At 54.3% G+C, this 12,923-nt stretch carries 9 protein-coding genes; 4 read left to right on the top strand and 5 right to left on the bottom strand.

Going from position 1 to position 12,923, the window contains the following annotated elements; genetic code table 11:
• Positions 1-34: 34 nt before the first annotated feature.
• From K7B04_RS17435 to K7B04_RS17425, 3 genes are all read left to right on the top strand, one after another.
• On the top strand, positions 35-793 hold the full coding sequence (locus K7B04_RS17435) for a class I SAM-dependent methyltransferase (RefSeq protein ID WP_163445588.1): 759 nt from the start codon (positions 35-37) through the stop codon (positions 791-793).
• A 235-nt stretch (positions 794-1,028) separates the two neighbouring features.
• Positions 1,029-2,723, top strand: a complete 1,695-nt coding sequence (locus tag K7B04_RS17430; RefSeq protein ID WP_223802615.1) for an NAD-dependent malic enzyme — start codon at positions 1,029-1,031, stop codon at positions 2,721-2,723.
• Between the two features lie 404 nt (positions 2,724-3,127).
• Complete coding sequence (locus tag K7B04_RS17425; RefSeq protein ID WP_223802614.1) at positions 3,128-4,840, top strand: ATP-binding cassette domain-containing protein; 1,713 nt, start codon at positions 3,128-3,130, stop codon at positions 4,838-4,840.
• 65 nt (positions 4,841-4,905) lie between these two features.
• Here the strand turns inward: K7B04_RS17425 and K7B04_RS17420 are convergent, their stop codons facing one another.
• Positions 4,906-5,505 (bottom strand): inorganic diphosphatase, encoded by a 600-nt coding sequence (locus tag K7B04_RS17420; RefSeq protein ID WP_167575842.1) that lies wholly within the window; start codon positions 5,503-5,505, stop codon positions 4,906-4,908.
• Positions 5,506-5,722: 217 nt separating this feature from the next.
• Between K7B04_RS17420 and adhP the strand changes: the two genes are divergently transcribed.
• Positions 5,723-6,733, top strand: coding sequence for an alcohol dehydrogenase AdhP (gene adhP / locus K7B04_RS17415; protein ID WP_163445580.1), 1,011 nt, complete (start codon positions 5,723-5,725; stop codon positions 6,731-6,733).
• A 35-nt stretch (positions 6,734-6,768) separates the two neighbouring features.
• Here the strand turns inward: adhP and araJ are convergent, their stop codons facing one another.
• The 4 genes from araJ to fdnG form a co-directional block, all read right to left on the bottom strand.
• Positions 6,769-7,926, bottom strand: a complete 1,158-nt coding sequence (gene araJ, locus K7B04_RS17410; RefSeq protein WP_163445578.1) for an MFS transporter AraJ — start codon at positions 7,924-7,926, stop codon at positions 6,769-6,771.
• A 219-nt stretch (positions 7,927-8,145) separates the two neighbouring features.
• On the bottom strand, positions 8,146-8,802 hold the full coding sequence (gene fdnI / locus K7B04_RS17405) for a formate dehydrogenase-N subunit gamma (RefSeq protein ID WP_223802613.1): 657 nt from the start codon (positions 8,800-8,802) through the stop codon (positions 8,146-8,148).
• Positions 8,795-9,682, bottom strand: a complete 888-nt coding sequence (gene fdxH / locus K7B04_RS17400; protein WP_163445576.1) for a formate dehydrogenase subunit beta — start codon at positions 9,680-9,682, stop codon at positions 8,795-8,797. The genes fdnI and fdxH overlap by 8 nt, the downstream gene beginning before the upstream one ends.
• Before the next feature lie 11 nt (positions 9,683-9,693).
• Positions 9,694-12,741 (bottom strand): formate dehydrogenase-N subunit alpha, encoded by a 3,048-nt coding sequence (gene fdnG, locus K7B04_RS17395; protein ID WP_223802612.1) that lies wholly within the window; start codon positions 12,739-12,741, stop codon positions 9,694-9,696.
• Positions 12,742-12,923: the final 182 nt, after the last annotated feature.

The raw sequence follows: 12,923 nt of genomic DNA, 5'->3' as shown, positions 1-12,923 counted from the left end.
TGTAACAAGAACATAACAACAGAGGAAGACGGGTATGAACAACCATCATGAAGCATTGGTGAAGTCACAGTTTGGCGGTCAGGCGGCGGCCTATTTACAGAGCAATGTCCACGCCCAGGGAGCCGATTTGCGGCGCCTGAGCGAATGGTTATCCGAAGATAGCGAGGCCACGGTACTGGATGTTGGCTGTGGCGCCGGGCACGCCAGTTTTACCGCCGCGACACAGGTTGCACAGGTGACGGCATACGACCTGTCTGAAGGGATGCTGGCGGTGGTTGCCGAGGAAGCGCAAAAACGTGGGCTCAACAACATTACCTGTGCACAAGGCCCGGCAGAAATATTGCCATTTGGCGATAACAGCTTTGATATCGTTATCAGCCGCTATTCCGCCCACCACTGGCACGATATGCAGGCGGCGCTGATGGAGATTCGCCGCGTCCTGAAACCAGGTGGCCGCTTTATCATGATGGATATTGCATCACCGGGAAAAGCGATTCTGGATGTGTGGCTGCAAACCATTGAAATGCTGCGCGATCCATCGCACATTCGCAATTATTCGCAAGGCGAATGGCTGGCGATGGTCAATAACCGGGGAATGGTCGTCGATAAACTGGTTGGCGATACGCTGCACCTGGAGTTCTCCTCCTGGGTTGCGCGGATGAAAACGCCGGACAATATCATTGAGGCCATTCGTTACCTGCAAGAAAAAGTCTCTCATGAGGTACGCGAGCATTTCGCTATTGCCGCGGATGGCAGCTTCACTTCCGACACCATTATGTTCCAGGCACGCTAAAAGTGCAGGTTGTCGCCAGAATTGGCGGCAACCTCTTTTCTTACTTCAGTTTAAAAGTGACACTGTCACAATGAAAGACCATCAAACAAACCTGAAATTGCCGAGCTTTTAGGCAGTCACCCGCTTTTTTGTGCCCTTTCTATCGATTTGCCACCATCATGTTAAGCGTTGCTCTATAATCTTGCGCGCTGCACCCGCCGCTGGGTCTGGAGTGAAGATAACGGAGTTAAGTCAGATGTTACCAGGCAAGAAAAATCGTTCCCTGTATATCCCTTATGCGGGGCCGGTTCTGTTGGAATTTCCGCTGCTGAATAAAGGCAGCGCGTTCAGTATGGAAGAACGCAGCAACTTCAACCTGCTGGGGCTACTGCCCGAGGTTGTCGAGAGTATTGAAGAACAGGCCGAGCGCGCCTGGATTCAATATCAGGGTTTCAAAACTGAAATCGATAAGCATATCTACCTACGCAACATTCAGGATACCAACGAAACGCTGTTCTACCGTCTGGTTGAAAACCATCTCGATGAGATGATGCCGGTAATCTACACGCCGACTGTCGGTGCGGCCTGCGAACGTTTCTCTGAGATTTATCGTCGTGCGCGTGGCGTCTTCATTTCTTATCAGAATCGTCACAACATGGACGATATCCTGCAAAATGTGCCAAACCACAACATCAAAGTCATTGTGGTTACCGACGGAGAACGTATTCTCGGCCTGGGCGACCAGGGTATCGGCGGTATGGGGATCCCTATCGGTAAGCTTTCGCTGTACACCGCCTGCGGCGGCATCAGCCCTGCCTACACCCTTCCGGTGGTACTGGACGTCGGCACCAACAATCAACAGTTGTTGAACGACCCGCTGTATATGGGCTGTCGTAACCCGCGTATCAGCGACGAAGAGTACTACCAGTTTGTTGATGACTTTATCCAGGCCGTGAAACAGCGCTGGCCAAACGTGCTGCTGCAGTTCGAAGATTTTGCGCAGAAAAACGCGATGCCGCTGTTAAACCGCTATCGTGATGAAATCTGCTGCTTTAACGACGATATTCAGGGCACTGCGGCGGTCACCGTCGGTACGCTGATTGCGGCAAGCCGCGCGGCGGGTAGCCAGTTGAATGAGCAGAAAATTGTCTTCCTCGGGGCCGGTTCTGCGGGCTGCGGCATCGCCGAGCAGATCATTTCGCAGATGCAGCGTGAAGGTCTGAGCGAAGAACAGGCTCGCAGCCGCGTGTTTATGGTCGACCGTTTCGGTCTGCTGACCGACCAGATGCCTAACCTGCTGCCGTTCCAGAGTAAACTGGTGCAAAAACAGGAAAAAATTCACGACTGGCAGCATGACAATGAGCAGATTTCACTGCTCGATGTGGTGCGTAACGTGAAGCCGAATATCCTGATTGGCGTATCTGGTCAGACGGGGCTGTTCACGGAAGAGATTATTCGTGAAATGCACAAACACTGCCCGCGTCCGATTGTGATGCCATTGTCGAACCCGACGTCACGCGTAGAAGCCACGCCGCAGGATATCATCAGTTGGACTGATGGTCAGGCGCTGGTTGCTACCGGCAGCCCGTTCGCGCCGGTGGCCTGGAAAGATAAGGTGTACCCGATCGCCCAGTGTAATAACTCTTATATCTTCCCGGGGATTGGTCTGGGCGTAATCGCTTCCGGCGCTTCGCGTATCACCGACGAAATGCTGATGTCGGCGAGCGAAACCCTGGCGAAACACTCTCCACTTGCCAATCACGGCGAAGGACTGGTGCTTCCGGAGCTGAAGGATATTCACATCGTCTCGCGTGCCATCGCCTTTGCGGTGGGTAAGATGGCGCAGCAACAGGGGGTCGCGACGAATACCTCTGCTGACGCGCTGCAAGAAGCGATTGATGAGAACTTCTGGCTGCCGGAATATCGCAGCTATCGTCGTACCTCGATTTAACCTGTCCCATTAGCCCGGCTGAGCAAGCGTGACGCCGGGTTGTTCACTCAATCTTCTGACTGAAAATAATGGTAGGCACGATGCTGAAAGTGTCTTATTTTAAACACTTCATATGTATGTTGTAACTAATATCTTTGGTGGCAAAGACATTACACACCCGCTACACTGCATTCACCGAATCACCTGACATCATGAAAAGGAGGCTAATTATGCTGTACTGTGAAATTTTCAATGTTTCACATACATTTGGTGATCGCACCAGCTCAAGCGTTATCGGTATCGTGCTGCGATAACTTCTGCTTGAGCGAAGACACCAACCTTTAAACCCTTCCCTCGGGCTTATCAAGTTATCGTCAGCGTTGTATGACGAGGCATTCTCATGCCTGTAACACTTGAGTAAGCAAATGAGCACATTACTAACTGCACAATCTCTTCACGTTGAAACGGCATTCGGCCCTCTTTTCAACGCACTCTCCTTCACCCTGAAGAAAGGCGATCGTATCGGTCTGATTGGCTATAACGGTTGCGGGAAAAGTACATTATTACAGGTACTTGACGGAACCATTACCCCTTCGTCCGGTAGCGTGTCCATCGCAAACCATTGCCTGATGGCGCGTGTCGAACAGCATCTTCCTGATGAGCTGCTGGCGCAATCGCTTATACAGGCGGTACTGGCGCAGCTGCCTCTCACCGCGCGTGAAAGCCAGCGCTGGCAGGCTGAGCGGCTGCTGATGGAAATGGGGTTTCACGCTGATGAGCTTGAACAGGCTGCCACCACCTTAAGCGGCGGACAACATACGCGGCTACTGCTGGCGCGCGCGCTGATTCTTAATCCCGATCTGTTGCTGTTGGATGAACCGGGTAACCATCTCGATCTGCCAACGCTGCTTTGGCTTGAAACGTTCCTGAATAACTGGAATGGAAGCTTTGTGCTGGTTTCACATGATAATCCGCTACTGGATGCCGTGACCAATACCAGTTGGATACTGCGTGATAATACCCTGCACGCGTTCTCACTCCCCTGCACCGCCGCTCGTCAAGCGCTGGCAGAACAGGATGAGAGCGATGCGTTAAGGCATAAAGCGGAACAAAAGGAGATCGACCGGGTCACCGCCAGCGCCAAACGGTTGGCCACCTGGGGACAGGTCTATGACAACGAAGATCTCTCCCGCAAGGCCAAACAGATGGAGAGGCAGGTTGCCCGGTTGAAAGCAGCGCAAACCGACCTGACCGCCGGCACGCCATGGCAACTGGAACTCAATGGCGATGCCGTACGGGCCGACCGGTTACTGGAAATGGAGCACCTTGCCGTCCCCCCAGCGCCGGGTCTTGCGCCACTGTTTACCACCGGCACCGCCCGGCTGCAAAGCGGTGACCGCGTGGCCATTATGGGACGCAACGGCGGCGGCAAATCTTCGCTTCTGCGACTGCTTTGGCGACAAATGCAGCAGGAAGCACCAGACGCCGGGCTTAAGTTGCATCCGCGTCTGCATCCGGGCTATTACGATCAGACGTTACACCAGTTAGCGGATAACGCCACGCTGCTGGAGGCGCTGGAAATGTTCGAGCCGTCGGGTGAAACCCGCAAGCGCGCGCTGATTTCAGCCGGTTTCGGCTGGACGCGTCATGGGCAAAAAGTCAGTACGTTGAGCGGCGGCGAACGTTCGCGCCTGCTGTTTGTCGGCCTGTCCCTTGCCCGCTATAGCCTGCTGTTGCTGGATGAACCCACCAACCATCTGGACATCGACGGTAAAGAAGCTCTGGCAGAAACGCTCTGTCACTACCCCGGAGGCCTGCTGCTGGTCAGCCACGACCGCCAGCTCATCAACCAAAGCTGTAACCGCTTCTGGCTGATTGACGAGTTCGGGTTGAGCGAATGGCCAGACGCCGACGCGGTATATGAGCAGTTACGCCAGCGTACCCGCGCAGAAACTCCGGACGCGGCAACGGTTTCATCCCCTGTAACCACGCCGGAAGGCGATGACCTGCTTGAGCGCTTAATTACGCTTGAACAGCGGTTAGCGGAGGATCTGGCGCGCAAGCCGAAGCATCAGAAGCCACTGATGCAGCAACGTTGGCGAGAGGAGATTGCCTTAATCAATAAGCAGTTAAGCTAAACGGTACCCCGGTCGAGCATTGCGACGCCGGGGTTTCCTTTTGTTGGCCGCTTTAGCGCGACAATTTATTGCGGGTTTTTCTGCAGCCACGCATTCCACGCTTGCTTAATCTCCTGCTTGGCGGCGGCGGCATCGTTAAAACCGTTCAGCTCCACCTTTTTACGCCCTTCCGGCAGCTGTTTGTAGACGCGGAAAAACGCCTGCAACCGCTCCTGCTCGACTTTTGGCAGATCGCTGATGTTTTTAATATCGTCATAAGTTGGGTCAATTTTGCTGGCAGGAACGGCAATGATTTTGTCATCTTTCTCACCGCCGTCGATCATCTTCAGCACGCCAATCGCGCGTAACTTAATTAGCGTACCCGGAGCCATTGGCGCGCGGGTATAAAACACCACATCCAGCGGGTCGCCATCTCCCGCCAGCGACTGGGTCAGCGAACCGTAGTTAGCCGGATAAGCCACCGGCATCGACTGGAAGCGATCGGCGATCAAAAAACCGGTTTTGGCGTCGGTTTCATATTTGATAATTCCCCCTGCCGGAATCTCGGTCACCGCATAAAACTCTTCCGGGTTATTCTCGGGCTGCGGAAACTCGAGGATATTGTGCGCCTGAGCGGCAGCGGAAAGAAACAGGCTTGCGGCAAGGATAGTTTTGACCAGATGCATTGTGTGTTCACTCTATTGTTATAGGGAAAGTAAAAAGCACACCGTAGAGTTTGCGAGTGAACAAAGGATGACCGTTTGATGACAATACGGTTAACCCTTAATGCTATCAATATGAAAACCCACCAGATTCTTCTCTCTTCATGCCTTGCGTTTTACGCCCCTATGACTAATCATTAATGAGTATTATTTTCGAATACAACATAACCAGGAGTAGGATATGAAGGCTGCAGTTGTCACTCATGACCATCAGGTAAACGTCACCGATAAAAAGCTGCGTCCGTTGCAGCACGGTGAAGCGCTGCTTTCCATGGAGTGCTGTGGGGTCTGTCACACCGATCTGCACGTAAAAAACGGCGATTTCGGTGACAAGACCGGGGTGATCCTCGGCCATGAAGGGATTGGTATTGTTAAAGAGATTGGCCCAGGTGTGACCTCGCTGAAAGTGGGCGACCGCGCGAGCGTGGCATGGTTCTTCGAAGGCTGCGGGCACTGCGAATACTGTAACAGCGGTAACGAAACCCTTTGCCGCTCGGTAAAAAATGCCGGTTACAGCGTCGATGGCGGCATGGCTGAAGAGTGCATTGTTACCGCCGATTATTCGGTAAAAGTACCAGACGGCCTCGACTCCGCCGCGGCGAGCAGCATCACCTGCGCGGGAGTCACCACCTATAAAGCGGTGAAAGTGTCGCACATCAAACCTGGGCAGTGGATTGCCATTTACGGTCTTGGCGGCCTGGGTAACCTGGCGCTGCAATATGCGAAGAACGTCTTTAATGCCAAAGTGATCGCGCTGGACGTTAACGATGAACAGCTGAAGCTGGCCGCGGAAATGGGTGCGGATCTGACCATCAACTCCCGCAGCGAAGACGCGGCGAAAATCGTACAGGAAAAAACCGGTGGCGCGCATGCCGCCGTGGTCACCGCGGTGGCGAAAGCCGCATTTAACTCAGCGGTTGACGCGGTTCGCGCCGGTGGCCGCGTGGTCGCAGTCGGCCTGCCGCCGGAGTCGATGAGCCTCGATATCCCGCGTCTGGTGCTGGACGGCATTGAAGTCGTTGGTTCTCTGGTTGGCACCCGTCAGGATCTGACCGAAGCCTTCCAGTTCGCCGCCGAAGGAAAAGTAGTACCGAAAGTCGCGCTGCGTCCATTAACCGACATTAACGCGATCTTTAAAGAGATGGAACAGGGCCAGATCCGTGGCCGTATGGTGATTGATTTACGCCATTAATGTTCTCAGCCTCTCCCTGATGGGAGAGGCTTATTTCAGACAAGCGCCCTGCGCTGCTGATAACGCGCGTAAAGCAACAAAGACGACATCGCGAGAAATGACAGTGCCGCCGCCGGTAATGCGACGCTGTTCCAGCCGAAATTCAGGGTAATCATCAGCCCGCCGAAAAACGCGCCAATCGCGCTGCCCAGATTAAAAGCAATTTGCCCACCAGCCGCTCCCAGCATTTCTCCGCCCTTCGCATTTTGCAGCAGCAATATTTGCAGCGGCGCGGAAAGCGCAAACAGCCCGGCACAGCAGATAAAAGCCAGCGTCAGTGACGCAACCTTAATGCCGCCCAGCGCGAAGATCATCAGCAGTGCCACCACGATAACGAAATCGGTAGTGGCGGCAATGCGCAGCGGGCTGTAGCGCCCGGAAAGCTTGCCGCTCAGAATGTTGCCCAGCACCATACCGAGGCCCACCAGCATCATGATGAACATCATCGCGCCCTCGGAAAACCCGGAGACGTTCATCATAAACGGCTTGATATAGCTGAACCACGCAAATACCCCGGCGTTGCCAAACATTGTGGCCGCGAAAATAAGCCACGGCGCGGGGCTTTTGAGAAAATGAAACTGCTCGCGTAAACGCGCATCTGACTTATCAAATAGCGTGGGCACCCAGGCGATGATCGCCAGCAGCACCGCCACGTCAAACAGAGCAATGGCCAGAAAGGTATAGCGCCAGCTGAATTGATGTCCCAGCCATGTCCCTGCCGGCACGCCAACCAGATTCGCCACCGTCATCCCGGCAATCATCCCCGCCACCGCCGCGGTCACCCTTCCGGGTGGCGCAATTTTCGACAGAATAATGGCCCCTACGCCAAAGAAAGCCCCGTGCGGAAAACCTGACACCAGTCGCCCGAATGCCAGCATCACATAGCTGGAGGAGAAGGTAAAAATGACGTTGCCAGCAATACAGAGCGCGGCCAGCAGCAACATGATGGACTTGAGGGAAAAGCGCGTAGAGAACAACGCGATGATCGGCGCGCCAATGACTACCCCAAAAGCGTACCACGAGATCATATTCCCCGCGACCGGGATTGAGATCCCCACGTCGTGCGCCAGCTCGGGCAGTACGCCCATAATGCCAAATTCGGCCATTCCCAGGCCAAACGTGCCCAGCGCCAGCGCGAAGATTGTTTTTTTCATCCCTCTAATCACTTGTTTATGTTGAGTTTGCGGGTCGGCATTATCGACCATTCGTAGAATGCAAACCAGACAAAAACGCGTGACGGCAGGTTTATCCATAAAAACAGCGCGAATAACGCATGCTGACTGCGTGGCTCCCTTATGACCACACAAATAAAAAGAGCGGCTTAATGCCCCCGTCGAGAAACATCAAACCGCTCTTACCATGATGAGAAAGCGTTACTTCAGCCCTTCCTGACTCTCTCTTTTCGCCTCTTCGCGTTCCACTTCGCGATACCAGCGCGGATGGTGCTTCTGCGCCCAGCGACGGCTCACTTTACCTTCAATCATCCCCTTAATTGATCCTTTAACCCAGAAAGCCATATACATATGGATAAGGATCGCGTGGATCAGAATGATGGCCGACGTCGCGTGAATCAGCAGCGCGTAGCTCACAACCTGAATCGGGAAATACGGCGCAAAGTACGGACGCCAGATAATGACCCCGGTCACCAGCAGCACAAAAATCATGCTCATGATGCTCCAGAACATCATCTTCTGCCCGGCGTTGTATTTGCCAACCTTCGCGACCTTATGTTCATTGCCTTTCAGCACTTCGACAATCCCTAACACCCACGGAATATCCTGCTTATCCGGGATGTTATGGTGCACAAAGCGCACGAACATAAACATCAGCACCACGAAAATCAGCACGCCGAAGAACGGATGCAGAATGCGCCCCATCTGCGGGGTGCCGAAGGTTTCAGTCAGCCATTGCAGCGTCGGGAAGAAGAAGGAAATCCCCGAGACCGCCACCAGGAAGAAACAGATAACCACCGTCCAGTGACAGGCGCGATCGACAAACTTCGTGCGCACAATCATTTTCGACTTACTCATGGCCATCCTCCTCTTCGTCATCGTCCACTTCCTTATTCGGGCCAATACCAATGTAGTGATAGATAAGCCCGGCAAAAGTGGCAATAAAACCTGCGGCGGATAACGGTTTCAGCGCCCCTTTCCACAGATTAATGCTGGTATCAATGGCAGGTTCCTTCGGCAGCTTATGATAGAGCTCGGGCTGATCCGCATGATGCAGTACATACATCACGTGCGTTCCACCCACCCCCTCCGGGTTATAGATGCCGGCATTGGCATAGCCACGTTTCTTCAGCTTATCCACGCGTTCCTGCGCCACATCCAGCATCTCTTTCTTGGTACCGAAATGAATAGCGCCGGTCGGACAGGTTTTCACGCAGGCAGGCTCCATGCCGACGCTGACGCGATCCACACACAGGGTGCATTTATACACGCGATTATCCTCTTTATTGAGGCGCGGAATATTGAACGGACACCCGGCAATGCAGTAACCGCAACCGATACAGTTGTCCTGCTGGAAGTCGACGATGCCGTTGGCATACTGAATAATCGCCCCGGCGGACGGACACGCCTTCAGGCAGCCCGGATCTTCGCAGTGCATACAGCCGTCTTTACGAATCAGCCATTCCAGCTTACCGTTCTGCTCGGTTTCGCTAAAGCGCATCACCGTCCAGGACTTGGCGCTCAAATCCGCCGGATTATCGTAAACCCCCACGCAATGACCTACCTCGTCGCGAATATCGTTCCACTCGGAGCAGGCCACCTGGCAGGCTTTGCAGCCCACACAGGAAGAGACATCAATCAGCTTGGCAACTTCTGCCTTATAATCCCGCGCACGAGGCGCAGGAGTGATCGGGTTGGTCGCAGAGCGTTTAATAATGTCTTGTGTTTCCATCGCCATTTAAACGCTCCTTACGCTTTCTCGATGTTAACCAGAAACGCCTTATACTCCGGCGTCTGCGAGTTGGAATCGCCCACGTTCGGCGTCAGGGTGTTGGCGATGTAGCCTTTACGCGCCACGCCTTCATAACCCCAGTGCAACGGGATACCAATGGTTTCCACCTGCTGGCCGTTCACGTTCAGCGTTTGCAGACGGCGAGTGACCACCGCGACGGCGCGAATAAAACCACGCTGGCTGCTGACGGTCACACGATCGCCGTTGGCAATCCCCTTGGCTTTCGCCAGCCCTTCGCTGATTTCCACAAACTGTTCCGGTTGGGCAATAGCGTTCAGGCGCGCATGCTTGGTCCAGGTATGGAAATGCTCGGTCAAACGATAGGTGGTCCCCACGAACGGGAACTTGTCCTTCTTGCCGAGACGCACGGCATCTTCTTCGTACAGACGAACCACCGGGCTTGAGATCACGTTCGGATGCAGCGGGTTGGTACCCAGCGGCGTTTCCATCGGCTCGTAGTGCTCCGGGAACGGCCCTTCTGCCAGCTTATCGAGCGCAAACAAACGGCCCAGACCTTCAGGCTGCATGATAAATGGATTGGTTTTGCTTCCCGGCGGCGCGGTATTGAAGTCCGGAATATCGTTACCGGCCCATTTCGTGCCATTCCACTGGATCAGCATGCGTTTCGGATCCCACGGTTTGCCGTTAACATCCGCCGAGGCACGGTTATACAGTACGCGACGGTTCAGCGGCCACGCCCACGCCCAGCCCAGCGTATTGCCAAGGCCTGACGGATCGGCGTTATCGCGGTTGGCCATCTGGTTGCCCTGCTCGGTCCAGCTACCGGTATAAATCCAGCAGGAGGACGACGTCGTACCGTCATCGCGCAGCAGCGCAAAGCTATTGAGCAGTTGGCCTTTTTTCGCCACCAGCGTGCCGTTGGCATCATAGAGATCCGCCAGCGCATAGCCGTTGTTCTCTTTCGCCACTTCTTCTGATTCCGGATGGTCCGGCTGTTTGTAGTGCCAGCCCATCTTCAGCAGCGGCTCAACGCCTTTACCGCCTTCGTTGCGATACATCTCGCGCAGACGATGGTAAATACCGGCCAGAATCTCGCCATCGTTACGGGCTTCACCCGGTGCTTCCTGGCCTTTCCAGTGCCACTGCAGCCAGCGGCCGGAGTTGGCGATAGAACCGTCTTCTTCAGCGAAACAGGTGGACGGCAGGCGGAACACTTCCGTCTGGATCGTCGATGGGTCAACATCGTTCGATTCACCGTGGTTCTGCCAGAAGGTGGAGGTTTCGGTCACTAACGGATCGATAACCACCATGTACTTCAGCTTGCTTAAGCTGCGCACCACTTTGTTTTTATCCGGGAATGACGCTACCGGGTTAAAGCCCTGACAGATGTAACCGGTGACCTTGCCGTTATCCATCATGTTGAAATATTTGATAACGTCGTAGGCCTGGTCCCATTTTGGCAGCCAGTCGAATCCCCAATCGTTCTCTTTTGTCGCCGCGTCGCCGTAGAAGGCTTTCATCAGGCTGACGTAGAACTTCGGATAGTTGCCCCAGTAGTTAACCTGATCCGCCAGTGTCGCTTTCGGCGTATTGGCGGACAGATAGCTTTGCAGATCGGTCTGTTTTTCCGACGGCAGCGTCAGATAGCCTGGCAGGCTGGTCGACAGCAGACCCAAATCGGTTAAGCCCTGAATGTTGGAGTGACCGCGCAGCGCGTTCACGCCGCCGCCCGCCATCCCCATATTGCCAAGCAGCAGCTGGATCATCGCCATGGTGCGGATGTTCTGTGCGCCAACGGTGTGCTGAGTCCAGCCCAGCGCATACAGGAAGGTGGTGGTACGGTCTGCCGCGCTGGTCGAGGCCAGTACTTCACACACTTTCAGGAAGTCCGCTTTCGGCGTACCGCAGATATTTTCCACCACATCTGGCGTATAGCGGGAAACGTGCGTTTTCAGCAGGTTCCACACGCAGCGCGGGTCGGTCAGCGTTTCATCGCGTTTGGCGTAGCCGTTCTCATCAAACTGGTAGTTCCACGAGGATTTATCGTACTGGCGTTTTTCGGCATCGTAACCGCTGAACAGACCGTCTTCGAAGGTAAAGTCTTCCCGCACCAGCAGGCTGGCGTTGGTATAGTGCTTCACATATTCGGCGTTGATCTTGTTATTTTCGATCAGGTACAGCAGCACCCCCGACAGGAAGGTAATGTCGGTGCCGGAACGAATCGGCGCGTAGATATCGGCCACCGACGCGGTACGCGTAAAGCGCGGGTCGACGACGATAAGCGTCGCATCATTGTTGTTTTTGGCTTCCATCGCCCAGCGGAATCCCACCGGATGGGCTTCTGCGGCGTTACCGCCCATCACCACCACGACGTTAGCGTTTTTGATATCAACCCAGTGGTTGGTCATCGCACCGCGACCAAATGTTGGAGCAAGACTTGCTACCGTTGGTCCGTGTCAGACGCGCGCCTGGTTATCTACCGCCAGCATGCCGAGCGAGCGCACAAATTTTTGCGTCAGCATACCGGTTTCATTACTGGCCGCCGAAGCGCACAGCATCCCCGTGGACAGCCAGCGGTTGACCGTCACGCCCTGCTCGTTCTTCTCAATAAAGTTGGCGTCGCGGTCGGCCTTCATCAGTTTTGCGATGCGATCGAAGGCTTCATTCCACGAAATACGCTGCCATTTATCCGAGCCAGGCGCACGGTATTGCGGATAGCGCAGGCGGTTTTCACTGTGTACGTAGTCCAGCAGCCCTGCGCCTTTCGGGCACAGCGCGCCACGGCTCACCGGATGATCCGGGTCACCTTCAATGTGATAAATTGATTCCCGGGTATTTTTAGCCCCATCGCCCAAGCTATACATTATAAGCCCACAACCCACGGAGCAGTATGTGCAGGTATTACGAACTTCTTTGGCGCGCAGCAATTTGAAATTACGCGCCTGAGCCAGCGCCATTTTAGGAGCAAATCCTAATGCCGCTGCCGTCGTCCCGGCCATACCGCCCGCGCAGATTTTAAAAAACTTTCTGCGGCTGACGTCCATTGTTTTCCTCATTGTATGGATGTACTTCGCCGGAAAAACTAACAGCAATACTCTTGATTTATTTGCGTCAAATCAATGTCGAAAACCGATCCCCCCTTAATAGTCAAGGGCAACCAATTTTATTAATCCTTTAGGGTTAATCGTTATGGAAAAATATCCCAGTTAGCCGAAAAAAAATGCTA

Origin of the sequence: Kluyvera sp. CRP (genome assembly GCF_019930565.1) — a bacterium.
GTDB classification, from domain to species: Bacteria; Pseudomonadota; Gammaproteobacteria; order Enterobacterales; family Enterobacteriaceae; genus Kluyvera; species Kluyvera georgiana_A.
The sequence above is the reverse complement of the archived record's forward strand: the minus strand, read 5'-3'. Positions and strand labels throughout refer to the sequence as shown.

Bases quoted from the DNA above. Each gene is read 5' to 3' on its own strand.
- K7B04_RS17435 (WP_163445588.1), top strand. From the start codon at position 35: ATGAACAACCATCATGAAGCATTGGTGAAGTCACAGTTTGGCGGTCAG.
- K7B04_RS17430 (WP_223802615.1), top strand. From the start codon at position 1,029: ATGTTACCAGGCAAGAAAAATCGTTCCCTGTATATCCCTTATGCGGGG.
- K7B04_RS17425 (WP_223802614.1), top strand. From the start codon at position 3,128: ATGAGCACATTACTAACTGCACAATCTCTTCACGTTGAAACGGCATTC.
- K7B04_RS17420 (WP_167575842.1), bottom strand. From the start codon at position 5,505: ATGCATCTGGTCAAAACTATCCTTGCCGCAAGCCTGTTTCTTTCCGCT.
- adhP (WP_163445580.1), top strand. From the start codon at position 5,723: ATGAAGGCTGCAGTTGTCACTCATGACCATCAGGTAAACGTCACCGAT.
- araJ (WP_163445578.1), bottom strand. From the start codon at position 7,926: ATGAAAAAAACAATCTTCGCGCTGGCGCTGGGCACGTTTGGCCTGGGA.
- fdnI (WP_223802613.1), bottom strand. From the start codon at position 8,802: ATGAGTAAGTCGAAAATGATTGTGCGCACGAAGTTTGTCGATCGCGCC.
- fdxH (WP_163445576.1), bottom strand. From the start codon at position 9,682: ATGGCGATGGAAACACAAGACATTATTAAACGCTCTGCGACCAACCCG.